Origin of the sequence: Brachybacterium sp. p3-SID1565 (genome assembly GCF_025143785.1) — a bacterium.
GTDB lineage: Bacteria > Actinomycetota > Actinomycetes > Actinomycetales > Dermabacteraceae > Brachybacterium > Brachybacterium epidermidis.
The window spans coordinates 1-22,763 of sequence record NZ_JAMBDS010000051.1; the positions used below are offsets into that span (position 1 = coordinate 1).

Genomic DNA, 22,763 nt, shown 5'->3' on the forward strand with positions numbered 1-22,763 from the left:
ATCCAGCCCCATGCCCGCCAGGACGTGATCGAGTCGCTGCGCGAGTACGGCGTCACCGGCATCACCCTCACCGAGGTGGCCGGCTACGGCCGCCAGGGCGGCCACACCGAGGTGTACCGCGGAGCCGAGTACTGCATCGACACCATCCCCAAGGTCAAGCTCGAGATCCTGGTGGACGACGCCGCCGAGGCCGACGTGGTGGACCTGATCGTCGCGGCCGCCCATACGGGCCGCATCGGCGACGGCAAGGTGTGGACCACCCCGGTGGACTCCGTGGTCCGGGTGCGCACCTCCGAGCGGGACGCCGATGCCCTCTGACGGGCCCCGGGCGGGCAGTGCCTCGGCCACGACCGCCGAGGGGCTGCCCACCCTCCGTCTGGACCACGCCCTCGACGCCGGCGTCGGCGACCCCGCTCACGGCCCCCTGCGCAGGGCCGAGCACACGGCCCTGATCGACCAGTGGCTGCGCACCCAGTGGCGGGCAGCGGGCGCGCCCCCGCGCGGGGCAGCGCTGGCCGCCGTCGGCTCCGTGGGGCGGCGCGACCCGGGACCGGCCAGCGACCTCGACCTGGTGCTGCTGCTGGACCCTGAGCTCGCGGGATCCGAATCCGCCTCAGGCCTGGCCTCCGCCCTCTGGTACCCGGTATGGGACTCCGGCACCTCCCTGGACCATTCGGTGCGCACGCCCGCGCAGTGCGAGCAGGTCGCAGCGGAGGATCTGCGCACCGCCGTGTCCCTGCTGGACCTGCGCCCCGTCGCCGGGGAGGAGCGGCTCGTCGCCGACGTTGCCACCCGGGTGCGGCGCGCCTGGCGCACCGGAGCCCGCACCCGCATCGAGGAGCTCGGGGAGCTGGTCGAGGATCGCACCGGGCGCTACGGCGTCCTGGCCCACTCCACCGAGCCCAACCTCAAGTCCGACCGCGGGGGCCTGCGGGACGTGACCCTCATCCGCGCGATCGCCGAGTCCTGGCTGGCCGACCACGACCATGTGGTGGTGGACCGCGCGGCCGATGTGCTGCTGGAGGTGCGCGATGCCCTGCAGCTGGTCACCGGCCGCGCCAGCACGCGCCTGAGCCGCGCCGACCAGGACGCGGTGGCGGGCCTGTGCGGGTACGGACAGGCCGACGACCTGCTCGCCGCGCTGGCGGAGGCCTCCCGTGCCGTCGGCTGGCAGCTGCACCGCAGCCTCGCCGCAGCCCGCTCCGCCGCCGCCCGGGGCGGCCGCGCCACCTACGGTGCGGGGGCCATGCGCCGACCGGCCCTGCAGCGACTCGACCACGGCGTCATCGTCCAGGCCGGGGAGATCTCCGTGGACCTGGAGGACCCCAGCCCCCTGCGGGACCTGGCCGCCGTCCGGCACGCGACCACCACCGGCCTGCCGCTGACCGGGGCGACCCTCGCACGCCTCGCCTCCGGGCGCTGCCCCCGACTGCGCCCGGCCCAACGTGACATGCTGGTGGACGCCCTGTCCGGGGAGCACCTGGCCGAGGTGTACGAGGCGCTGGACGTGCACGGCGCGGTGGCTCGGCTCGTGCCTGGCTGGCAGAGCATCCGCAACCGCCCTCAGCGCTCGCCCGTGCACCGCTACACCGTGGACCGCCACCAGGTCGAGACCGTGCTGGAGGCGCAGAAGCTGCTGGGCACGGTGGATCGCCCCGACCTGCTGCTGGTCACCGCCCTGCTGCACGACCTCGGCAAGACCCCCGAGGCCGAGGACCACAGCCTCGTGGGCGCGCCGCTGGCCCACAGGGCCGCGACGGAGCTCGGATTCGATGCAGCCGACGCAGAGGTGATCGCCGCCCTGGTGCGCGAGCACCTCACCCTGGCGGAGCTGGCCACCGGTCGCGACCATGCGGACCCCGCCACCGTCGACGCACTGCTGAATGCCGTGGATCACGATCCCTCCCGGCTGGATCTGCTGCGTGCCCTCACCGAGGCCGATGCCCGCGCCGCCGGCCCCGCCGCCTGGACCACCTGGCGGGCAGAGCTCGTCGAGCACCTCGCGGCGCAGGCCCGCGACACCCTCACCGGCGTCGTCCGCCCGCCCCGCGAGATGCTGGCCCCGCAGCGCTCCGCCCAGGTCACGGTGCTGGATGCGGTGCGATCCACCAGTGGCTGTGCGGTCCTCTACCCGGCGCCGGGGGAGGACGCCCCCATCACCGAGATCTGCATGGGAGCCCCCGACGGTCCCGGGGTGTTCGCGGCTCTGGCACGGGTGCTGGTGCGGCTGCGGTTCCAGGTGCGCTCGGCGGTGGTCGCCACCGTCGACGGGGTGGCCGTGACCACCTGGTGGGTGACGGGCCGAGCCGGGGACCTGCCCCACCCCACGACCGTGCGCACCGCGATGGAGCGCGAGCTGGCGCGTCGCGAGGACCCTGCTGCCCGGGTCCTCGAGACCGGGCCGCAGGCACCGATGCGGCGCAGTGAGGACACGCCCGTGGTGGCGCTGCTGCCCTCCGCGCCCGGCAGGCCCACGCCGCTGCAGATCAACGCACGCAACCGCCCCAGCCTGCTCGCGGACATCGCCGAGACGATCACCGGTCACCGCCTGCTGGTGAGCGGGGCGCACGTGATGACCCTGGGTCGCCGCGCCGTGGACGTGCTCTACCTGACCGATCTGCGAGGGCGCCCGCTGGACGAGGAGACGGCCGCCCGGGTGGCCGAGGCTGTCGCGGAGGCCGCCGCCTGAGCGTGCGAGGCGCGCGTGCAGGCCGCCGGTCGCGTGCGCGAGGTGCGCGTGCAGGCCGCCGGTCGCGTGCGCGAGGCGCGCGTGCGAGCTGCGCCGACGCCGAGCCCCACCGCCTCCACGGCGCCGGCATGCTGGCCGTCCCGGGACTCCTGAACACCCACGCCCACGTGGACAAGTCCTGAACACCCACGCCCACGTGGACAAGTCCTGGTTGGGCCACCCCTGGCAGTCCTTCGGGGGGCCGCCCGGGACAACATCCGCGACCTGTGGAGCTCCTACGGCACCGGGGACATGGTCAAGATCGCCCGCCAGCACGCACGCATCACCGGTGCCCGGTACGACGAGGAGCTGCTGCACGTGCTCGCCCAGACCTCCTCGCCGTCGACTCCCGCGCCTCCTCGCCGTCGACCCCCGCGCCGAGATCGTGCTGCTGGACGCTGAGAACCCGATGGACGCCTTGGTGCGCGCTCCCGCGCGGCAGCTGGTGCTCGTCGGCGGAGAGATCGCCCACGACGCGCGCGGCTGAACCCTCCTGCCCCTGCCCGGAGCCCACGGTGCCCGGTAGTGTGGCCTGCGCCGAGGACTGCCGTCACCGCCCCGGACCGATCTGAAGGACCATCGCCCCGTGTTCAACAACCTGTCCGACCGCATCACAGCCTCGCTCAAGGGACTGCGCGGCCATGGCCGTCTCACCGAGGCCGACGTCGACAAGACGATCCGCGAGATCCGCCGCGCACTGCTGGACGCCGACGTCGCGGTGTCCGTGGTGCGCGAGTTCACCGGTCGCGTGCGCGAGCGCGCCCTGGGCGAGGAGGTCTCCAAGGCCCTCAACCCCGCCCAGCAGGTCGTCAAGATCGTCCACTCCGAGCTGGTCGAGGTGCTGGGCGGTGCCACCGGTGAACTCTCCTGGGCCAAGCATCCGCCCACGGTGATCATGCTGGCCGGCCTGCAGGGCGCCGGCAAGACCACCCTGGCGGGCAAGCTCGCGACGTGGATGAAGGGGCAGGGCCACACCCCGCTGCTGGTCGCAGCCGACCTCCAGCGTCCCAATGCCGTCAACCAGCTGCAGATCGTCGGCGAGCGGGCCGGCGTGCCGGTGTTCGCGCCGGAGCCCGGCAACGGCGTGGGCAACCCCGTGCTGGTCGCCATGAACGGTGTCTCCACCGCGCAGTTCCAGCAGCACGACGTCGTCATCGTCGACACCGCCGGTCGTCTCGGCATCGACGAGGAGATGATGCAGCAGGCCCGTGAGATCCGCGACGCCGTCAACCCCCACGAGACCCTGTTCGTGGTCGACGCGATGATCGGCCAGGATGCCGCCCGGGTCGCCGAGGCGTTCCGTGACGGGGTGGGCTTCACCGGTGTGGTGCTCTCCAAGCTCGACGGCGATGCCCGCGGCGGTGCCGCCCTGTCCATCACCGGCGTCACGGAGCGGCCCATCCTGTTCGCCTCCACCGGTGAGAGCCTCGACGACTTCGAGCGCTTCCATCCCGACCGCATGGCCAACCGCATCCTCGACATGGGTGACGTGCTCACCCTGATCGAGCAGGCGGAGAAGGCCTTCGACCAGAAGGAGGCCGAGAAGGCCGCCCAGAAGCTGGCCTCCGGGGAGGACTTCACCCTCGACGACTTCCTGGTCCAGATGCAGCAGCTCAAGAACATGGGCTCCATCAAGAAGATGCTGGGCATGCTGCCGAACATGGGTCAGTACCGCGAGCAGCTGGAGAACTTCGACGAGAGCGAGCTGGGGCGCATCGAGGCGATCATCCGCTCCATGACCCCGGCCGAGCGCAACGATCCGAAGATCCTCAACGGTTCGCGCCGCAGTCGCATCGCCAAGGGCTCGGGCACCACCGTCCAGCAGGTCAACCAGCTGCTGGAGCGGTTCAAGCAGGCGCAGACCATGATGAGGCAGATGGGTCGCGGCATGGCCGGCGGTGGCATGCCGGGGATGCCGGGCGGCCCCGGCATGGGCATGGGCAAGAAGTCCCGCGGCAAGGCGCAGCAGCAGCCCCGCGTGAAGAAGGCCAAGTCCAAGAACCCCGCCAAGGCGGCGCGCGAACAGGCCGAGGCCGCCAAGCGCGCAGCCGAGGGCGCCGGTTCAGGGGGCTCCGCCTTCGGTGCCGGAGCACTCGGTTCCGGTGGCAATGGCGGTGCGGGTCAGGGCGCAATGCCGGACCTCTCCGACTTCGACCCCAGCCAGCTCCCGCCGGAGATGCAGAAGCTCTTCGGCCAGGGACGCTGACGCGCGGCCGGCGTCGGCCCTGGCCGGGGTGCTGAGGCGGGGCTGGCATCGGCACGGGTGTTGAGGCGGGGCCGGCGTCGGCACGGGTGCTGAGGCGGGGCTGGCGTCGGCGCGGGTGCTGAGGCGGGGCTGGCCGTTGCGCTGCACCCCGGTTACGGGTGGGTACGTTCCAGTTCGTGGAAGCTGGCCGCCCGGTAGTGCGGTGGTGGGGTGGTGGCTCGTGGTTACGGGTGGGTACGTTCCAGTTCGTGGAAGCTGGCCGCCCGGAACGCCCGTCCGACCGGCGTCCCTGCGCTCGTGCGGCCCGTGGAAACACCCGGTTCGACTCGCCGCTGAGGCCTCCCGCTCCGCCATGCTCGGGCGACTGATTCTGCTCCACCGGCGCGGACAGCCGAGTTCCTCCCCATCTCTCGCCCGTGCACAATCGGCGCATCATTCCCCGTCCTGGACCGCGGAGATCCATAGCGTCGGTACGTGGCAGAACGACTGAACAGCGCAGAACAGCTCAGGCCAGGCAAGCTCTACACCCGCACCGGGCTGCTCCAGGCAGGGATGCACCCGCGCGTGCTGGCGTCCTCGGCCATCGTCATGCCGCTTCCGGGTATGTGCGCCCGGGCGGATTCGCCGGTGGAGCTCATCTCGGCGGCGCGTGCGCTGCAGAACCGGGTTCGCCCCGGGACGGTCATCAGCCACACCACGGCCCTGGAACTGCTGGGCCTTCCCCTGCCGCGTCGACATCGCTGGCAGCACGGGGAGCCGCTCCACAGCAGGGCTGCGAGCGACCAGGGCCGAAGCCGGACCAGACGGATCATCGTCCACGGCCCCAGGTCAGCTCCGCGATTCCGCTGGAAGGGCGTCGAGCTCTACCATCCGCTGATCGCTCTGCAGGACTGCGCGAGGCTCCTGAGCAGTGACGATCTCGTCGTCTGCATCGATGCCCTGGCAGGCTCGAAGGCAGAGCTGACGATCCCGCTGCCCGAGATCAGGGCGTTCTCCCAGCGGCTTCGAGGGCGCGGCGGTGAGGCGGTCAGGCAGGCGGCGCAGTCGGCGGTGGAGAACGTCTGGTCACCGATGGAGACGAGGGCGCGCCTGTTCCTCACGCGGCGGGGGTATCCGCTCCCCGTGGCGAACCTGCGGGTCGACGACCCCGACACCGACTGGCACGGCTACATCGATCTCGCCTATCCGCAGTGGAGGATCGCCATCGAGTACGACAGCGAAGCTCACCGGCTGGACCGCGCCCAGTGGCAGAAGGACCTCCACAAGAACCAGGTGCTCCACCAGCAAGGATGGAGCGTGCTGCGCATCAGTGTGGCGGACCTGGTGGCTCCGGAGCATTTCCTGCAGAGGCTCGATGCGGCGATCAGTCGTGCCGGGGCACCGATCAGTCGTGCCGGGGCGCCGATCAGTCGTGCCGAGGCACCGATCAGCCCTGCTGACGCCGCATGACCGCAGCCTCAGCCACCTCCAGTGCCTGCTGTGTCGAGGCGAGCGGTGCCGGGTCCCCGCCTGCGCGCAATTGCGCTGCGCGGCGGAAGTCCTCCACGGCACGTTCGGGGTGGCCGGCGGCCAGGAGCGTCTTGCCACGATGCTGTCTCATCATGGCCTCACGAGGGGTCCCCATCGTCTCCGCCACCAGCGCGTCATACGAGTCCAGGGCACGATCGTGGCGGCCCAGGTCGCGATGGCAGTCAGCGGTGAGCGCCCGGACCCGCACGGTCTCGGGGAAGGACGAGAGATGCTGCAGCGCCTCGGCCGGCCGCCCGGACCACAGCAGCTCCAGCACGTCCACCAGTTCGTCCTCGGCATGGGACCGCCGGAACATCGCCGGATCGGTGATCGAGGGGCGCAGATCCTCGCCGCGGATCACCCATCCGGGCCCGCCCTGCACGTCAGAGGTCATGCCCCCATCATCGGGCCATGCCCCTGGTGCGCGGGACGTCGGTGCGCTCATGCGCTGAAGGACGGGGCGGTGCACCCCGGCGGGCGCGCGAGGTCGACGGCCCGCTAGGGTCAATGCATGCTCAGCGCCGACAGCGACACGCCCGTTCTCCACCTGACCGGACCGATCCTGTTGGGACCGGAGCAGGAGATCACCGAGGCCTGGGTGCACCAAGGCCGCATCCATCACCAGCGGCCCGAGCTCCCCACCGGCACCGAGGTGCGCACACTCGCGGGCTTCACCGTCCCCGGCCTCGCGGATCTGCACTGCCATCTCGGCATCGGCGACGACGGCAAGGGCACCACCCTGGAGCAGGCACGGGAGCAGGCGCTCACCGACCGTGACACCGGGGTGCTGCTGATCCGTGACGCCGGCTCCATCATCGACAACTCTCCGCTGCAGCAGCAGGCGGACCTGCCTCGCCTGATCCGATGCGGTCGGCACGTGGCTCGTACCCGGCGCTACCTCATCGGATACGCCGAGGAGGTCGAGCCCGAGGACCTGCCCGCCGCGATCACCCATGAGGCCGGCCGCGGTGACGGGTGGGTGAAGCTGGTGGGCGACTGGATCGACCGCGGCGTCGGCGACCTCACTCCCTGCTGGGACGCGGAGACCTTCCGCGCTGCCGCCGACGCCGCTCACGCCGCCGGCGCCAGGATCACCACCCACACCTTCGCCGAGGACACCCTGCCGATGGCGCTCGACGCCGGCTTCGACTGCCTCGAGCACGCCACCGGCCTGACCGACGACACCATCGCCCGGGCCGCCGAGTCCCGCACCCCGGTGGTGACCACACTGGTGAACGTGGGCGAGTTCGAGCAGTACGCCGCCCAGGGGGAGAAGAAGTTCCCCACCTACGCCGCACACATGCGCCGCCTGCGCGAGGGTCGCTACGACCGCACCCGCGACGCCCTCGAGGCAGGCGTGCCGCTGCTGGTGGGCACCGACGCCGGGGGAGTGCTGGGCCATGGCATCATCCACGACGAGCTCGACGAACTGGCCAGGGCGGGCATGACGGGTACGCAGATCCTGCAGGCCGCCGCCTGGGGGCCCCGCACGTTCCTGGGTGTGCCGGCACTGGAGGACGGGGCACCCGCTGACCTGCTCGTCGTCCATGACGATCCGCGAGCCGATCACCGGGCCCTGCGCGATCCCGGCGTCGTGGTGCTGGGAGGACGGGTGGTGAAGGGATGAACGCTGCCGAACCACTGGTGAGCCTGATCCAGGAGGCACGGTTCGCCACCGCGCGCTTCCGCCCCGGCTACCGCACGGCCGACGTCGACGACTTCCTCGACGAGATCGTGACTCTCCTCCAGGGCACCGCGGATCCCCGCCGGTCACGGGAGGACGCCGCCGTACGGGTGCGCGAGGCGGCGTTCGCCACCGAGACCTTCCCGCACACCTACGACATGCAGGACGTGGACGCGTTCCTGGAGGAGGTGCTCCTGCCCGCACTCACCGACCATCATCCCCACCCCGCTGCGCCCGCGAGCGAGGACCGGACACTCACCGCCGGGAGCGAGGACGGCCAGGTGAACGGCACCGCGCACGCCCCGGGCGCCTCGAAGACCTCGACGCAGGGCTGGGAGGCGAGCTTCCCCGAGGACGAGGACCGGGTCGAGGACCCCCTGATCGCTCAGCTGCGAGGCGCGCGGTTCCCGACAGCCTCCCGCTTCACCGTCAACTATCCCGTCGGCGAGGTCGACTCGCTGCTGGACGAGATGATCGCGGCACTCGAAGGAGCATCGGACCGTACCTCCGGTCGGCGAGAGGCGCGCGCCGTTCTCGTGCGCGGCTCTCTCGACCGTTCCCGCAAGGCCCGCGACTCCTACCGCGCCGAGGACGTCGACATGTTCCTGCTCGAGGTGTACAACCGTCTGCAGGGAAGCCGCTGAACCGTTCCTCTTCCAGGGCAGCGCCCCGGGAACGGTTCCAGGGCCGCGCCCCGGGAGCGGACCGCTGCCGTGTGCCGCTCGGCACACGGTCCCCGCTGGAATCCGGGGGCCGCGTGCTGGCATACTCGTTTCCTGTATGTGCCCTGGCCGGCCCTCTACCCGCCAGGCATGACACCCCGAGGACCGTCTGCGCCCGCATCACCCCACAGGCTGCGGCGGGACTCACCCGAACATCCTGAAGGAGAGTCCACCCACGTGGCTGTCAAGATCCGCCTGAAGCGCATGGGCAAGATCCGTGCACCGTTCTACCGCGTCGTCGTGGCCGATTCGCGCAAGAAGCGCGATGGCGCCGTGATCGAGGAGATCGGCAAGTACCACCCCACCGAGGATCCCTCGGTGATCGAGATCGACTCCGATCGTGCGCAGTACTGGCTCGGCGTGGGCGCTCAGCCCACCGAACAGGTCTCGGCGCTGCTGAAGGTCACCGGCGACTGGCAGAAGTTCAAGGGCGAGGGCGACTCCGCCGGCTCCCTGAGGACTGCTGAGGAGAAGAAGTCCGCCGAGGAGCTCATCGCCGAGGCCGACAAGGCCGCTGCGGAGTCCCGTGAGGGCGCCAAGAAGTCGAAGGACGCCGAGAACAACGAGTCCGAGGAGGGCGACGTGTCCGACGAGAAGAAGAACGAGGCCGAGGAGGCCGCATCTGAGGTCGAGCCGGGTTCGGAGGAGGGCGACGCCAAGGGCGAGTCCACCGAGGACGCCGAGGCGCAGACCACCGACGAGGCCTGAGATGAGCGCTCGCGCCGAAGCTCTCGACCACCTCGTGCGCGGCATCGTGGATGACCCGGACGCCGTGCGCGTCACCGAGAAGTCCACGCGCCGTGGCCCGCTGCTCGAGGTGCGGGTCAGCCCCGCGGACCTCGGCCGCGTCATCGGTCGCTCCGGTCGCACCGCCCGAGCCCTGCGCACGGTCACCGCGGCCCTGTCGGACGACGACGTGCGCGTCGACATCGTCGACGTCGACCGGCGCTGAGGTGCCCGGCACGAACGAACACTCCGAGAGCGGCACTGTCCAGCAGTGCCGCTCTCGGCGTACCCGCACCCTCGTCACGGCTGGTGCGGCCCTGCTCCTGGCCGCCTGCGCCTCCGGACCCGCGGCACCCACGGACCCCGAGGCCACCGATGGTGCGCAAGGAGAGACGGCGACGGACACCGCCGGGAGCCCGGACCCCGCACTGGCCTCGGCCTGCGGGGAGTTCTGGGGCGACCCCGACTACGCCGCCCCCCTGTCCCGCGTGGTGCTGGACCGGGCGGCCACGGCACCCGAGGCCGGCCCCTCGGACCCCTTCTTCTACGCCATGACCGGGGACGACATCGAGGCCGTCTTCGGTGATGCCCCCGAACAGGCGCGCACCGCCGCCACGGATCTCGCCCAGTGGTTCCGCACGCAGCCCGAGAAGGGCTCCGAGGCTGATCGGGACGCGTTCGGCGATCTGTGGCAGGGACTGGCCGCCGAGTGCGCGGACGTCTCCGCCGCGGCCTCCTGGGCCGCTGACCCCGAGCAGGCGGCCGACAAGCCCGCAGCCCTGGTGTGCGCCGACGTGTACGACACCCCCGGCACCTTCACCCACTTCGGCAACGCCAATGTGCTGACCTCGAACATGTTCAAGCTCGTGGGGCTGAGCGCCCAGCAGGTGCCGGCGGACAGGCTCGAGGACGTCCAGGCCACCGCCGACCTGCTGGAACGGGAGATCGACCGGGTCGACGACGACGCCGTCCGTGCCGGGCTCGAACAGGTCCGCGCCCCCTTCCAGCAGGCGCTCGAGGGCGACCTGTGGTCCGAGGGGCTGCGGGAGCCGCTGACCGAGCTCGGCAGCGCCTGCGATGACGCCGGGTACCGTGCCCCCGAGAGCGGCGAGCTCGGGGACGAGACGAACGACGAGGACGACGACGGAGGACTGGTATGACCGGCTTCGAGGTGATCGTGGCGACCATCGGCAAGGCACACGGGCTGCGCGGCGAGGTGGCGCTGAACCTGCGCACCGACCAGCCGGCCGAGCGCCTGGTCGCCGGAACGGTGTTCGACATCGACGCGCCCGCGAGCGGAGGGCGTGACACCCGCGCCCGCGGCACCGCCCCCGGTGCCGCCGTACCTCGGCGCCTCACCCTGCTCTCCACGCGCACCCAGCAGGACCGCTGGTACGCCCGCTTCGAGGAGGTGCCGGACCGCACCGCAGCGGAGGCGCTGCGCGGCATCGAACTGGCCCTCGAGCTCGACCCCGAGCAGGAGACCGAGGAGGATCCGGACGCCTGGTACGCCTCCCAGCTCGAGGGCCTCCCGGTCAGGCACGTGGACGGCCACGACCTGGGCGTGGTGGCCGGGCTGCAGCACTACCCCGCGCAGGACCTGCTGCTGGTGCACACGCCGGACGGCCGCCGCGTCCAGCTGCCCCTGGTGGCACAGCTCGTCCCCGAGGTGGACCTCGAGGCCGGGGTGATCCTGGCAGACCCGCCCGGCGGGCTGTTCGAGGAGCTGCCGGAGGACGACGCGAGCATCGAGCAGGAGCGCTGAGCCCGGGTGCGCATCGACGTCCTGACCATCTTCCCGGAGTACCTCGCGCCGCTGGAGCTGTCACTGATCGGGAAGGCCCGGCGCGAGGGCCTGCTGGACCTGCACCTGCACCATCTGCGCGACTGGACCCACGACCGTCACCGCACCGTGGACGACACTCCCCTGGGTGGCGGTGCCGGGATGGTGATGAAGCCGGAGCCGTGGGCGGAGGCCTTCGCCGCCGTCCGCGAGCAGGGACGAGCCGAGCTCGGGCCCGATGCTCGACCGCTGGTCGTGTTCCCCAACCCCGCCGGCACACCCTTCGCTCAGGCCACGGCCCGCGAATGGTCGAGGCGTGAGTGGATCGTGTTCGCCTGCGGGCGCTACGAGGGGATCGACGAGCGGGTGTACGAGCACCTCGCCGATGAGGGCTACGAGGTGGCCCTCGCCTCGCTGGGCGACTACGTGCTCAACGGGGGAGAGGTCGCGGTGCTCGCCATCACCGAGGCCGTGGTGCGCCTGGTGCCGGGCGTGGTCGGCAACGCCGAGTCCCTGGTCGAGGAGTCCCATTCCGATGGCCTGCTGGAGTACCCGCTGTACACACGGCCGGCCCGCTGGACCGACCCGTCGGGAACCGTCCGGGAGGCCCCGGAGGTCCTGCTGTCCGGCGACCACGGGCGCATCGCGGCCTGGCGGCGCGAGCTGTCACAGCAGCGCACCGCGCAGCGTCGACCCGATCTGCTGCCCCCGGGGTGACGGATCCGACACCCCTGGCTGGGCGTGACCTGCTGATCCGTCATGGCGGAGGCTTGCCGCGGGCAGTATTGCGCTGGCAGAATGGTCGGCTGTGCATGCCGCGCGCCCCTCTGCCTCAGGGGAGGAGCGCACGACGCGGTCGGGCAGGTCCGTGGCGATGGGAGTCGCCGCCAGAGGCCCAGCACACCGGCACGAGGGGTCGCCCCCTCGCCGGATCGACGGTTCATGACGGACCCGGGCCCCCGGGACCCAGCGAACGACGCCGTCCGACCTGAGGCGGAGGGCAGGAGAGAGACATGCAGAAGCTCGACGAGCTCGACAAGGCATCCCTGCGCGAGGACATCCCCGCGTTCCGCGCCGGTGACAACGTGAAGGTCCACGTGAAGGTCATCGAGGGCAACCGCTCCCGTATCCAGGTGTTCCAGGGCTACGTGATCGCCCGCCAGGGCCACGGCGTGGGTGAGACCTTCCGCGTCCGCAAGGTCTCCTTCGGCGTCGGCGTGGAGCGCGTGTTCCCCGTCCACGCCCCGACCATCGACAAGATCGAGGTCGTCACCCGCGGCGACGTGCGCCGCGCCAAGCTGTACTACCTGCGGGGCCTCACCGGCAAGAAGGCCCGCATCCGCGAGAAGCGCGAGCACTCCTGATCCTCTCGATGTGAGCCCTTCCGTGGCCCCCGGACGGCGGCGATCACCCCTCGTGGTGGTCGCCGCCGTCTGCGTGCTGGCACTGCTGCTGGCGGCGGCCGGGGTGCGGCACTTCGTCACTCAGCCCTACCGCGTCCCCTCCGCGTCCATGGAGCCCACCCTGCGCGCCGGCGACGTGATCCTCGCGGACCGTGCGAGCCGCGGCCAGGCCCAGCGCGGTGACGTGGTGGTCTTCGACGGCACCGGCTACTTCGCCCCGTCGGCCGAGAGCGGCGGACGCTACTGGGTCAAGCGCGTGATCGCCGTCGGCGGAGAACGGGTGACCTGCTGCAGCGATTCCGGAGCGCTCATGATCGACGGGCAGGAGCTCGATGAGCCGTACCTCGCGCCCGGTACGGAGCCCAGTGCGATCGAGTTCGACCTGGAGGTGCCGGACGGCCGCATGTTCGTCCTCGGCGACAACCGCGCCGACTCCACCGACTCGCGCTCCATGCTCGGTGCGCCCGGTGGCGGCATGGTCCCCGTCGAGCGGGTGGTGGGGACCGTCGACCGGATCGTGTGGCCTCTCACGCGAGCCGGAGCCGTCCGGTGACCAGGACGAGTCGATAGGATCACCGCGATGAACCAGACCGTCCCGCCCAGCAGCGCCGCCCCCAAGAACGAGGGCACGGCGCGCGTCGAGAGCCACCCCGGCGGCGAGCACCCGACGGAGGAAGCCGGGTCGGAGACGCACGAGCGCAGCGGGCGCCGCCGCGCGGAGAGCAGGCAGCGCCTGCCGCTGTGGCTGGACACCGTGCTGACCATGGTGGTCGCCCTGATCATCGCCGTGCTGGTCAAGACCTTCCTGATCCAGCCGTTCTTCATCCCCTCCGCGTCGATGAACCCCACCCTGCTGCAGGACGACAAGATCATCGTCTCCAAGCTGTCCCCGGGGGTGTTCGACCTCGAGCGGGGCGATGTGATCGTGTTTGAGGACCCGGGGGACTGGATCCCCGGGGACGCCACCGAGAACCCCACCCCGCGGGTGCGGCTGATGATGGCGCTGAGCCTGGTGGGCCTGGCCCCGGATCCCTCGCAGGACCACCTGGTCAAGCGGCTGATCGGCTTGCCGGGGGATCGGGTCGTGTGCGAGAGCGAGGGCGCGGCCCTGCAGGTCAACGGCACCGAGGTGCAGGAGCCCTACATCAACCCCGAGACCTCCGCCTGCCAGGCGGCGTTCGACGTCACCGTGCCCTCGGGACACGTGTGGGTGATGGGCGACAACCGTCACGCCTCGGCCGATTCCGCCTACCACCACGTCCACGACGGCGACGGCTTCGTCGCGGAGTCCGATATCACCGGACGCGCCGAGGTCATCTTCTGGCCCGCCGGCCGCTGGTCCGGGCTGGGCGGCGGGGACGAGGCCTTCGCCGATGTCCCCGACCAGCCGTGACCATCCAGACCCTCCCCCCGGCGATCCCCACGCTCGATCTGGAGCTCGCTCTGGCCACCCGGTGCGGGCCCGGGCCGCGGATCGTCGTCGGCATCGACGAGGTGGGGCGCGGGGCGCTGGCCGGGCCGGTCGCCGTCGGCGCCTGCGCGATCGAGGTGACCGGCGGTCGAGCCGCGGCTCTCCCCGAGGGCGTGCGGGACTCGAAGGCGCTGACGGCCCGCCGTCGTGAACTGCTGGTCGAGCCGATCCGCACTGCCGCTCGCAGCACCGCGGTGGGCTGGTCCGAACCGGCGGAGATCGACGAGCTGGGCATCATGCGAGCCCTCACCCTGGCCGCCCTGCGGGCGATCGACGCGCTCGAGGTGACGGCCGATGCGATCATCCTGGACGGCTCCGTGGATGTCCTCACCCCGGATCTCTCCCGAAGGGCGGTCCCCTGCCCGAGGGTCGAGCTGCGGGTGAAGGCCGACAGGGACTGCGCCAGCACGGCTGCCGCGAGCATCCTCGCGAAGGTGGCCCGCGACCAGCGCATGACCGAGCTGGATGCGCTGGCGCCGGCCTACGGGTGGGCCGCGAACAAGGGGTACGGCTCCGCCGTGCACCGCCGGGCCATCCAGGATCACGGCCTCACGGCCCACCACCGCCGCAGCTGGAACCTGGGCGGTCGGGCACCCGTGCTGCCTGGCGTACTGTGGGACGACCAGTCGAGCCCGCAGCCCGGGAAGGAGCGCCGGTGAACGTGCAGGACCTCGAGAACTACGAGTCCGACCTCGAGCTTCAGCTCTTCCGCGAGTACCGCGACGTGGTGAGCCTGTTCACCTACGTGGTGGAGACCGAGCGCCGCTTCTACCTGGCCAACCAGGTGGATCTGCAGGTGCGCTCGGCCGGGGGAGAGGTGTTCTACGAGCTGCGCCTGGCCGACGTCTGGGTATGGGACATCTACCGCTCCAACCGCTTCGTGCGGTCCGTGCGGGTGGTGACGTTCAAGGACGTCAACATCGAGGAGCTCACCAAGCAGGACATCTCCCTGCCCTGAGCTCGGTGACCGAGCTCGCCAGGTGAGGTCATGGGCTGAGGTCCCAGGCTGATCTGGCCGGATGTGGTCGCGAGGCCCGCTGCACCGGGTGAGGTTCCTCCCCAACCGCCACTCGTGCACATTCCTGACCCCGATGGTGCGGCGGGGGTGCGCGGGCGGCCACGCTGTTCGGCATGAGCGATCACACCGCCACCCGATCCCGCAGCACAGGCCGGGCCTCGAGCCGCGCTCCGTCCCGGCCCTCGCCCCGCCTCGCTCACGAGCCCGCGCCAGGTGCCGCGCCCCGTCCCGATGGTGCCGTCGGCCGTCAGGACCCGGCTCGCATGACCGCTGCGGAGCTGGGACGAGCGGGGGAGCAGCTCGCCGCCACCTACCTCGAGCGCGTCGGCTTCACCGTGCTGGAGCGCAACGTGCATCTGCGCACCGGGGAGATCGACATCGTGGCCCTGGACGGCACCACCCTCACCTTCATCGAGGTCAAGACCCGTCGCACCCTGGTCACCGGGGTTCCGCAGGCCGCGGTCACCCCCGCCAAGCTGCGTCGACTGCGCAGGCTCGTGGGGGCCTACCTGATGGATGCCTCGCCGCCGCACCGGGACATCCGCATCGATGTGCTGGCCGTCCTCGCCCACGCCGACGGCACTTTCGCCGTCGAGCACCTGCGCGGAGTGGGCTGATGGGGCACGCACGCACCCTGTCGATCGGTCTGCACGGGCTGCGCGGCACACTGGTCGAGGTGGAGAGCGACGTCTCCACCGGCCTGCCCGCCTTCTCCGTGGTGGGGCTGCCGGACTCCTCCACCCTGCAGGCCCGGGACCGGGTGCGCGCCGCCGCGGCTCGCAGTGGCATGCACCTGGCCCAGCGCCGCATCACCACCAACCTCTCCCCGGCTTTCGTCCCCAAGCACGGATCCGGCTTCGACCTCGCGATCGCCGTGTCCGTGATCGCCGCGCAGGGCGACATCGATCCTGGGGGTCCCTCCCGCACCGTCCACCTCGGTGAGCTCGGGCTCGACGGGCAGATCCGGCCGATACCCGGCGTGCTCCCCGCCCTGGTCGCAGCACGCGACTGCGGGATCCGCCGTGCCGTGGTGCCGCAGGAGAACCTCGCCGAGGCCAGGCTGGTCGACGGGATCGAGGTCACCGGGGCAGCGCACCTGAGCAGCGTGCTGCGCCGGTGGGGTGCGGATGTGGCCGTGCCGGCCCATCATCCCACGCTGCGCATCGCTCCAGAGGCGGAGCCCGAGACCGGTGCCGACGCGGACTTCAGCGATGTGATCGGCCAGCAGCAGGCCCGCCGGGCTGCGGAGGTCGCGGCGGCCGGTGGCCACCATCTGCTGATGACAGGACCGCCGGGCGCGGGCAAGACGATGATTGCCTCCCGCATCCCCACGATCCTCCCGGATCTCGACGACGAGCAGGCTCTGGCGGTCTCCGCCATCCATTCCGTGGCCGGGAGGTTCGACGCGCGCCAGGGCCTTCGCCGCCGCCCTCCCTTCGAGAACCCCCACCACACCGCCACCACAGCCGCTGTGGTGGGTGGGGGAGCGGGCCTGGCAGCACCGGGCGCGATCTCACGCGCCCACGGGGGAGTGCTGTTCCTGGACGAGGCACCCGAGTTCCCCTCCCGGGTGCTCGAGGCGCTGCGGGAACCCCTGGAGACCGGCGACATCACCCTGCACCGGGCCCGTGGCGTCACCAGGTACCCGGCCCGCTTCCAGCTCGTGCTGGCAGCCAACCCCTGCCCCTGCGGGAAGGCCTGGGGGAAGGGGACCGACTGCAGCTGCAGCCCGCAGCAGCGCCGCACCTACCTCACCCGGCTGTCCGGCCCCGTTCTGGACCGGATCGACATGCGTATCGCCGTCGGGCCGGTGGACGTGAACCGGGTCGATGCCGTGCCGTCGGAGTCCAGTGCGCAGATCGCCCAGCGTGTACGCACGGCCCGCGACCGCCAGCGTGCGCGCTACGCCGATCACCCCTTCAGCATCAACGCCCAGCTGCCCGGTTCGCTGCTGCGCACCGCCTTCTCACCGGCGCCGGCTGACCAGCGCCTGCTGGACCACGCTCTCTCCCAGGGCCGCCTCACGCTGCGCGGTCACGACCGCGTTCTGCGCCTGGCCTGGACCCTTGCCGATCTCGAGGGTGCGGAGCGTCCCACTGCCGAGCACATCGGCACCGCCCTCACCCTCCGCGAAGGAGACCACCGATGACCGCGTCGAGCTCCCTGTCCACCGTCGCTGCGCACGGCGGGGACGATCCCGTCCCGGCCCCGCCCCCGCCATCGGGCGGCGCGAGGGAGGAGGCTCCGCAGCACCGCAGCGCATGCATCACCTGGTCGCTGATCGCCGAGCCCACCGACTCCGTTGCCCTGGCCCTGTGCGCGGCGCTGGGCCGCGTGGACGCCCTCGCCCTGGCCCGGGACGGCAGCGCCGATGACCTCGTGGACCACCTGAAGGGTGATGTGCCGGTCGAGTTCGCGGACCCGAAAGCGGTCAGGAGGGACCCCCACCGGCTGGCGGGGCGCGCACTTGCCCGATGGCGGGAGCGCCTCGGGAGCATCAGGGCCGACGAGGTGCTCGATGCCGCCGCAGCGCGAGGGATCCGGGTCCTGACCCCCGGGCATCCGCACTGGCCGCCGGGTGTGGACGACCTCGATGCCACCACGCCACACTGCCTCTGGGTCCATGGACCCGGCGATCTGGCGGACCTGGTGGGGCGGCGCTGCGTCGCCATGGTCGGCTCCCGCGCTTCCACCCCGTACGGGGAGGACACCGCGTCCTTGTTGGCCGCGTCCTTCGCTCGCTCCGGGGGGACCGTCGTCTCCGGCGGGGCGTACGGGATCGATGCCGCTGCCCATCGCGGTGCGCTTGCCGCGGGTCAGGGTGCCACCATCGCCGTCCTCGCCGGGGGCCTGGACTCCCTCTACCCCCGGGGCAACACCCGGCTGCTTGAGGCGATCCGGGATCGTCACCTGCTGGTCACCGAGGCCCCACCGGGGACCGCCCCCACCCGATGGAGGTTCCTGGCGCGCAATCGCCTCATCGCGGCCCTGTCCCAGGCGGTGGTGGTGATCGAGGCGTCCTGGCGCTCCGGCGCGCTGTCCACCGCACGCCAGGCCGAAGGGCTCTCCCGGCACATCGGAGCTGTACCGGGCCCTGTCACCTCCGCCGCCAGTGCTGGCTGCCACCGGCTGATCCGGGACAACGGAGCTGTGCTCATCACTGAGCACTCCGAGGTGCTGGACCTCCTGCCCGGCGGCCCGCCTGCTGGTGACAGCAGCTACGCCCAGCAGGACGAGCTCGATCTGCTCGCCCCTGCGGACCGCCGAGTGCTGGATGCGGTGCCGCCGCGCTCCAGCGCCTTGACGGCGGTGATCGCCCGGGAGGTCGGGATCGGGGAGGAGGAGGCGCGCTCCGCCCTGGCCAGGCTCGAGCTGCTGGGCATGGTCGTGGTCCGGGACGGCCGCGTTCGCCGGTCGCGCCAGGATCGGCGCACCCGGTGAGCGCCGCGCCCAGGAGTGCTCCTGACTCGCCCTGCGCCGCGGGTGGGGCGAGACTAGGGGGATGACGAGCCGGCCGCGACAGGACCAGGAGCACCCGGGTGACGGAGAGCTGCTCCACGCCTTCGCCGAGCATCTGCGGCTGGAGCGGGGGCGTTCCGCCCACACCGTGCGTGCCTACCGCCGCGAAGCCTCGGACCTGCTCCACCACCTGCGCCACGTCGAGCGCATCGACGTGGCGGGCCTCGACGTGAACGCCCTGCGGTCCTGGCTGGCCGCTCGCGCGGGGACGGGAGCCGCCGCCAGCACCCTGGCGCGCTCCGCGGCTGCAGCGCGCACCTTCACCACGTGGCTCGCCGCCACCGAGCGCATCCCCCATGATGTCGGCGGTCGCCTGCGGGCACCCAAGCGGGGCAGGCACCTGCCCACCGTCCTCTCCGCCGCACAGACCTCCCAGCTGCTGGATGCCATCCAGCATGACCCGGGAACCGCCCCTGCCAGTGACGAGCCCGATCAGGACCGGACCGCTCGTGCCGTCGACCTGCGCGACGCCGCCGTGCTCGAACTGCTGTACTCCTCCGGGCTGCGGGTCTCCGAGCTGGTCGCCCTGGACTCCACCGGCATCGACCACGTGCAGGGCACGGTGCGGGTCAGGGGCAAGGGCGACAAGGAGCGCATCGTCCCCGTCGGTGCACCGGCACTGGATGCCATCCGGCGCTGGGAGTCCGAGGGCCGCCCCGTCCTCGCGGCGGCCGGCCGCGATCCGTCCTCAGCGGCACGCGACGCGCTGTTCCTCGGCGTGCGCGGCGGCAGGCTGGGCGACAGAGCCGTGCGCACACTGCTGGACAAGCGCACTGCCGCCTCCGGCATCCCACGGCATCTCAGCCCTCATGCCCTGCGGCACAGCGCCGCTACGCACCTGGTGGAGGGCGGCGCGGATCTGCGCACGGTCCAGGACTTCCTTGGGCACTCATCGCTGGCCACCACGCAGATCTACACCCACGTGAGCTCCGAGCGGCTGCGCGGCACCGTCGAGCAGGCGCACCCCCGCGCCTGACCACCCCGCCGCACATCTCGCCAGTGCCCAGCTGTCGTCAGTCCAGGAGCGCGCGCCGTATGCCATGCCGCGGAGCCCCGCTGGCAGCGGCCGCTGGGGCGCTGCTCGCCTGTGACACCTTGGGGGAGGAGACCGGCCGGGTGCGGCTGGCCTCAGCCTGCTCCGCCCCGCCCCACGGCAGCAGCACACTGGGACCGCGCGCTCCGAGCAGCAGCAGCGGATCCAGGTAGTCCTCTCCCCGTCGAGCGCCCAGGTGCAGGCACGGGCCCTCCGGGCAGTGCGGACCTCCCGTACCGGCAGGGGCGAGATCCCCGAGCAGATCGCCGACCGCCACCGACTGCCCGGCTCGGACCTTCGCCGTGACGGGCTCGTAGGTGGAGATCAGACCGTCGGCATGCATCACGGAGACCACGCCACGCCCTGCGACGTCACCGGCGAAGCGGACCGTGCCGTCCTCCACTGCTCGCACCGGGGCACCCACACCGCCGTGCACCATGAGGTCGACCCCGCGGTGCCCGGCCGCATAGCGGTGCTCAGGCTGCTCGAAGCCGCGCAGCACCTGTTGAGGCGGCGCGATGGGCCACTGCCATCGGCTCGCGGCGGGTTCGGCGGCCACCGGGGACGCCCCGAGCACCATCACCCACAGCACCAGTGCCACCACGGCCAGCAGCGCCGCACCGGGGTCACTGGACCGGCGCCCGACGGTCGGAGCGGGAGGTTCACTCATGCCCCCACCGTGCCGGACCGCCCGAGCCCGCCGACATCCTCCGGCCCTGGCGGTGGATGACCCCCATTGGGGAGGAACCTCGCGCGGGGCCGCCTTCGCGGTCGCGGCTGTCCCGGACCGGGCGCGGGTCGGACGAGCAGGACCGCCGGCGTGACGCATCCCGCGCCGGAGAGGGCGGGGGCGTCGGCTAGACTGACGCCAGCATCCGGTCCGTCCGGATGACTTCGCGTGCCCACCAGGGCTCGTCGACCATCGGTCCTCCCGGGCCCGCATCCGTGCGGGAGCAGGTGGCGGTCGGCAACCCGGGCGCCAGGCCCCGAGCCGTCCGGCTGCGGGGGAAGAACCGAGAATGCAGGTCCTGCGCGATGACCGCGGACGCCCCACCCGGGTGCGCCGTGCGAGCCCAGGGCCGAGGAAAAGGACACCATCATGGCAGTCGTCACCATGCGCCAGCTCCTGGAGAGCGGCGTCCACTTCGGGCACCAGACCCGTCGTTGGAACCCCAAGATGCGCCGTCACATCTTCACCGAGCGCAACGGCATCTACATCGTCGACCTGATGCAGACGCTGACCTACATCGACAAGGCCTACGAGTTCGTCAAGCAGACCGTCGCCCACGGCGGCACCGTGCTGTTCGTCGGCACCAAGAAGCAGGCCCAGGAGTCGATCCAGGAGCAGGCCACCCGCGTGGGCATGCCCTACGTGAACCAGCGGTGGCTGGGCGGCATGCTCACCAACCTGCAGACGGTGTCCGCGCGCGTGAACCGCCTCAAGGAGCTCGAGCAGATCGACTTCGACGATGTGGCCTCCTCCGGCCGCACCAAGAAGGAGCTGCTGATGATGCGCCGCGAGAAGGAGAAGCTCGAGCGCACCCTCGGCGGCATCCGCGACATGTCCCGCGCCCCCAGCGCGGTGTGGGTCGTGGACACCAACAAGGAGCACCTCGCCGTCGACGAGGCGCAGAAGCTGAACATCCCCGTCGTCGCGATCCTGGACACCAACTGCGATCCCGACGAGGTCACCTACCCGATCCCCGGCAATGACGACGCGATCCGCTCCGTCACCCTGCTGACCCGGGTGGTCGCCGACGCCGTGGCCGCCGGCCTGCAGGAGCGCCACGCCAAGAGCACCGGCGGCGAGAAGAACGTCTCCGCCGTCGACGCCGAGCCGCTGGCGGAGTGGGAGCGCGAGCTCCTGGCCCAGTCGGAGGTCCAGCAGCAGGATGCCCCGGCCGAGCAGTCCGTCGCCGCTGATTCCGGCGAGTCCGCTGGTTCCGGCGAGCCGGCCGAGGCCGCTGAGGACGCCGTCACTGCGCAGGAGGCGGCCGAGACCGAGAAGACCGAGTCCGCTGAGGCCCCCGCGGCCGAGTGATCACGGGGCCCGGGCGGCATCGCTGCCCGGGCCACCCCTCGGGGCTGCACCCGCCCCGACCCCGCAAAGCATCTCCCACAAGGAAGAGGAACATGGCCAACTACACGGCAGCCGACATCAAGGCGATCCGCGAGTCCACCGGCGCGGGCATGCTCGACGTGAAGAAGGCGCTGGACGAGGCGAACGGCGACACCGCCAAGGCGGTCGAGCTGATCCGAGTCAAGGGTCTCAAGGGCATCGCCAAGCGCGAGGGCCGCACCGCGTCCGAGGGCCTGATCGCCGTCGACGTGCGCGACAGCGAGGGCGGCCAGACCGGCACCCTGGTCGAGCTCAACTCCGAGACCGACTTCGTCGCCAAGAACGACAAGTTCGTGGCCCTGGGCGACGAGGCCGTGGCAGCGGCCGTCGAGTCCGGTGCCACTGAGCCCGAGGAGCTCGCCAGCACCCCCTTCGGCGAGGCGCTCACCAACGCCGGCGCCACCATGGGCGAGAAGATCCTGGTGCGCCGCATCGGCCGCGTCACCGGCGAGGTCGTCTCCTCCTACATGCATCGCACCAACAAGGACCTGCCCCCGCAGGTCGGCGTGCTGGTGGCCACCGACAAGGCCGGCGCCGAGGTGGCGCGCGACATCGCCATGCACATCGCCGCCTACTCGCCGCAGTACCTCTCCCGCGAGGACGTCCCCGCCGACGTCGTCGAGAACGAGCGCCGCATCGCCGAGGAGACCGCGAAGAACGAGGGCAAGCCCGAGCAGGCGCTGCCCAAGATCGTCGAGGGACGCCTCAACGGCTTCTTCAAGGAGAACGTGCTGCTGGAGCAGGGCTTCGCGAAGGACCCGAAGCAGACCGTCGGCAAGATCGTCGAGGAGGCCGGCGGCACCGTCACCGGTTTCGTCCGCTTCCGCGTCGGCAACTGATCC

General features: G+C 71.8%; 25 protein-coding genes. 23 read left to right on the forward strand and 2 right to left on the reverse strand.

Translation table 11 applies throughout. The annotated features are described in order from the left end of the window. The 5 genes from M4D54_RS11265 to M4D54_RS11285 form a co-directional block, all read left to right on the forward strand. The coding region (locus tag M4D54_RS11265) for a P-II family nitrogen regulator (protein WP_259891522.1) at positions 1-318 on the forward strand (318 nt) is incomplete at its 5' end. Further along, complete coding sequence (locus tag M4D54_RS11270; RefSeq protein ID WP_259891526.1) at positions 308-2,689, forward strand: HD domain-containing protein; 2,382 nt, start codon at positions 308-310, stop codon at positions 2,687-2,689. The genes M4D54_RS11265 and M4D54_RS11270, both read left to right, overlap by 11 nt. Positions 2,690-2,980: 291 nt before the next feature. Then, complete coding sequence (locus M4D54_RS11275; RefSeq protein ID WP_259891527.1) at positions 2,981-3,130, forward strand: hypothetical protein; 150 nt, start codon at positions 2,981-2,983, stop codon at positions 3,128-3,130. Between the two features lie 184 nt (positions 3,131-3,314). Further along, positions 3,315-4,934, forward strand: a complete 1,620-nt coding sequence (gene ffh, locus M4D54_RS11280; RefSeq protein WP_259891528.1) for a signal recognition particle protein — start codon at positions 3,315-3,317, stop codon at positions 4,932-4,934. Positions 4,935-5,408: 474 nt separating this feature from the next. Continuing rightward, on the forward strand, positions 5,409-6,383 hold the full coding sequence (locus tag M4D54_RS11285) for a DUF559 domain-containing protein (protein ID WP_193865416.1): 975 nt from the start codon (positions 5,409-5,411) through the stop codon (positions 6,381-6,383). On the opposite strand, the gene M4D54_RS11290 is transcribed toward M4D54_RS11285, so the two are convergent. Continuing rightward, positions 6,361-6,837 (reverse strand): hypothetical protein, encoded by a 477-nt coding sequence (locus M4D54_RS11290; protein ID WP_259891529.1) that lies wholly within the window; start codon positions 6,835-6,837, stop codon positions 6,361-6,363. The genes M4D54_RS11285 and M4D54_RS11290 overlap by 23 nt on opposite strands. 117 nt (positions 6,838-6,954) lie before the next feature. On the opposite strand from M4D54_RS11290, the gene M4D54_RS11295 reads away from it, so the two are divergent. The 16 genes from M4D54_RS11295 to M4D54_RS11370 all read left to right on the forward strand — a co-directional run bounded on the left by M4D54_RS11295 (position 6,955) and on the right by M4D54_RS11370 (position 19,745). Then, the gene (locus M4D54_RS11295; protein WP_259891535.1) at positions 6,955-8,070 is read left to right on the forward strand and encodes an amidohydrolase family protein; all 1,116 of its coding nucleotides are present in this window, start codon (positions 6,955-6,957) and stop codon (positions 8,068-8,070) included. After that, positions 8,067-8,771 (forward strand): DivIVA domain-containing protein, encoded by a 705-nt coding sequence (locus M4D54_RS11300; RefSeq protein WP_259891537.1) that lies wholly within the window; start codon positions 8,067-8,069, stop codon positions 8,769-8,771. The genes M4D54_RS11295 and M4D54_RS11300 overlap by 4 nt, the downstream gene beginning before the upstream one ends. Before the next feature lie 255 nt (positions 8,772-9,026). Beyond that, positions 9,027-9,557, forward strand: coding sequence for a 30S ribosomal protein S16 (rpsP, locus tag M4D54_RS11305; protein ID WP_193865412.1), 531 nt, complete (start codon positions 9,027-9,029; stop codon positions 9,555-9,557). A 1-nt stretch (position 9,558) separates the two neighbouring features. Beyond that, complete coding sequence (locus tag M4D54_RS11310) at positions 9,559-9,801, forward strand: RNA-binding protein (RefSeq protein ID WP_204408821.1); 243 nt, start codon at positions 9,559-9,561, stop codon at positions 9,799-9,801. Between the two features lies 1 nt (position 9,802). Beyond that, entirely contained in the window at positions 9,803-10,735 is a 933-nt protein-coding gene (locus M4D54_RS11315) for a hypothetical protein (RefSeq protein ID WP_259792195.1), read from the forward strand. Continuing rightward, a complete protein-coding gene (gene rimM / locus M4D54_RS11320) occupies positions 10,732-11,340 on the forward strand; it encodes a ribosome maturation factor RimM (protein WP_259792193.1) in 609 nt (202 codons plus the stop codon). Before M4D54_RS11315 ends, rimM begins: the two co-directional genes overlap by 4 nt. A gap of 6 nt (positions 11,341-11,346) precedes the next feature. After that, the gene (gene trmD, locus M4D54_RS11325) at positions 11,347-12,075 is read left to right on the forward strand and encodes a tRNA (guanosine(37)-N1)-methyltransferase TrmD (RefSeq protein WP_193865409.1); all 729 of its coding nucleotides are present in this window, start codon (positions 11,347-11,349) and stop codon (positions 12,073-12,075) included. A 296-nt stretch (positions 12,076-12,371) separates the two neighbouring features. Then, the gene (gene rplS, locus M4D54_RS11330; protein WP_193865408.1) at positions 12,372-12,722 is read left to right on the forward strand and encodes a 50S ribosomal protein L19; all 351 of its coding nucleotides are present in this window, start codon (positions 12,372-12,374) and stop codon (positions 12,720-12,722) included. Positions 12,723-12,732: 10 nt separating this feature from the next. Further along, positions 12,733-13,314: a signal peptidase I gene (gene lepB / locus M4D54_RS11335; RefSeq protein ID WP_259891539.1), complete on the forward strand. Its 582-nt coding sequence runs from the start codon at positions 12,733-12,735 to the stop codon at positions 13,312-13,314. Positions 13,315-13,341: 27 nt separating this feature from the next. Then, entirely contained in the window at positions 13,342-14,154 is an 813-nt protein-coding gene (lepB, locus tag M4D54_RS11340) for a signal peptidase I (RefSeq protein ID WP_259891542.1), read from the forward strand. Further along, positions 14,151-14,891: a ribonuclease HII gene (locus M4D54_RS11345; protein ID WP_259891544.1), complete on the forward strand. Its 741-nt coding sequence runs from the start codon at positions 14,151-14,153 to the stop codon at positions 14,889-14,891. Before lepB (M4D54_RS11340) ends, M4D54_RS11345 begins: the two co-directional genes overlap by 4 nt. Continuing rightward, entirely contained in the window at positions 14,888-15,190 is a 303-nt protein-coding gene (locus M4D54_RS11350) for a DUF2469 domain-containing protein (protein ID WP_259891546.1), read from the forward strand. Before M4D54_RS11345 ends, M4D54_RS11350 begins: the two co-directional genes overlap by 4 nt. A 323-nt stretch (positions 15,191-15,513) precedes the next feature. Then, positions 15,514-15,867 carry a YraN family protein gene (locus tag M4D54_RS11355; RefSeq protein ID WP_193865574.1) on the forward strand — a complete coding sequence of 118 codons (354 nt, stop codon included), beginning with the start codon at positions 15,514-15,516 and terminating at the stop codon, positions 15,865-15,867. Beyond that, positions 15,867-17,399 carry a YifB family Mg chelatase-like AAA ATPase gene (locus M4D54_RS11360; protein ID WP_259891548.1) on the forward strand — a complete coding sequence of 511 codons (1,533 nt, stop codon included), beginning with the start codon at positions 15,867-15,869 and terminating at the stop codon, positions 17,397-17,399. Before M4D54_RS11355 ends, M4D54_RS11360 begins: the two co-directional genes overlap by 1 nt. Continuing rightward, positions 17,396-18,691 (forward strand): DNA-processing protein DprA, encoded by a 1,296-nt coding sequence (gene dprA, locus M4D54_RS11365; protein ID WP_259891550.1) that lies wholly within the window; start codon positions 17,396-17,398, stop codon positions 18,689-18,691. The genes M4D54_RS11360 and dprA overlap by 4 nt, the downstream gene beginning before the upstream one ends. A gap of 61 nt (positions 18,692-18,752) precedes the next feature. After that, entirely contained in the window at positions 18,753-19,745 is a 993-nt protein-coding gene (locus M4D54_RS11370) for a tyrosine recombinase XerC (protein WP_259891551.1), read from the forward strand. 37 nt (positions 19,746-19,782) lie between these two features. Here M4D54_RS11370 and M4D54_RS11375 read toward each other — a convergent pair whose 3' ends face one another. After that, entirely contained in the window at positions 19,783-20,472 is a 690-nt protein-coding gene (locus M4D54_RS11375; RefSeq protein WP_259891554.1) for a murein hydrolase activator EnvC, read from the reverse strand. A gap of 429 nt (positions 20,473-20,901) precedes the next feature. Here M4D54_RS11375 and rpsB point away from each other — a divergent pair, with 429 nt between their 5' ends. Together rpsB and tsf are read left to right on the forward strand one after the other, a co-directional pair. Then, positions 20,902-21,843 (forward strand): 30S ribosomal protein S2, encoded by a 942-nt coding sequence (gene rpsB, locus M4D54_RS11380; RefSeq protein WP_259891556.1) that lies wholly within the window; start codon positions 20,902-20,904, stop codon positions 21,841-21,843. A 92-nt stretch (positions 21,844-21,935) separates the two neighbouring features. Next, positions 21,936-22,760: a translation elongation factor Ts gene (tsf, locus tag M4D54_RS11385; protein WP_193865402.1), complete on the forward strand. Its 825-nt coding sequence runs from the start codon at positions 21,936-21,938 to the stop codon at positions 22,758-22,760. Positions 22,761-22,763 lie beyond the last annotated feature (3 nt).

Bases quoted from the DNA above. Each gene is read 5' to 3' on its own strand.
- dprA (WP_259891550.1), top strand. From the start codon at position 17,396: ATGACCGCGTCGAGCTCCCTGTCCACCGTCGCTGCGCACGGCGGGGAC.
- rpsB (WP_259891556.1), top strand. From the start codon at position 20,902: ATGGCAGTCGTCACCATGCGCCAGCTCCTGGAGAGCGGCGTCCACTTC.
- M4D54_RS11375 (WP_259891554.1), bottom strand. From the start codon at position 20,472: ATGAGTGAACCTCCCGCTCCGACCGTCGGGCGCCGGTCCAGTGACCCC.
- M4D54_RS11310 (WP_204408821.1), top strand. From the start codon at position 9,559: ATGAGCGCTCGCGCCGAAGCTCTCGACCACCTCGTGCGCGGCATCGTG.
- M4D54_RS11275 (WP_259891527.1), top strand. From the start codon at position 2,981: ATGGTCAAGATCGCCCGCCAGCACGCACGCATCACCGGTGCCCGGTAC.
- M4D54_RS11290 (WP_259891529.1), bottom strand. From the start codon at position 6,837: ATGACCTCTGACGTGCAGGGCGGGCCCGGATGGGTGATCCGCGGCGAG.
- M4D54_RS11295 (WP_259891535.1), top strand. From the start codon at position 6,955: ATGCTCAGCGCCGACAGCGACACGCCCGTTCTCCACCTGACCGGACCG.
- M4D54_RS11355 (WP_193865574.1), top strand. From the start codon at position 15,514: ATGACCGCTGCGGAGCTGGGACGAGCGGGGGAGCAGCTCGCCGCCACC.
- M4D54_RS11270 (WP_259891526.1), top strand. From the start codon at position 308: ATGCCCTCTGACGGGCCCCGGGCGGGCAGTGCCTCGGCCACGACCGCC.
- M4D54_RS11370 (WP_259891551.1), top strand. From the start codon at position 18,753: ATGACGAGCCGGCCGCGACAGGACCAGGAGCACCCGGGTGACGGAGAG.
- rplS (WP_193865408.1), top strand. From the start codon at position 12,372: ATGCAGAAGCTCGACGAGCTCGACAAGGCATCCCTGCGCGAGGACATC.
- M4D54_RS11360 (WP_259891548.1), top strand. From the start codon at position 15,867: ATGGGGCACGCACGCACCCTGTCGATCGGTCTGCACGGGCTGCGCGGC.
- M4D54_RS11300 (WP_259891537.1), top strand. From the start codon at position 8,067: ATGAACGCTGCCGAACCACTGGTGAGCCTGATCCAGGAGGCACGGTTC.
- tsf (WP_193865402.1), top strand. From the start codon at position 21,936: ATGGCCAACTACACGGCAGCCGACATCAAGGCGATCCGCGAGTCCACC.
- rimM (WP_259792193.1), top strand. From the start codon at position 10,732: ATGACCGGCTTCGAGGTGATCGTGGCGACCATCGGCAAGGCACACGGG.
- lepB (WP_259891542.1), top strand. From the start codon at position 13,342: ATGAACCAGACCGTCCCGCCCAGCAGCGCCGCCCCCAAGAACGAGGGC.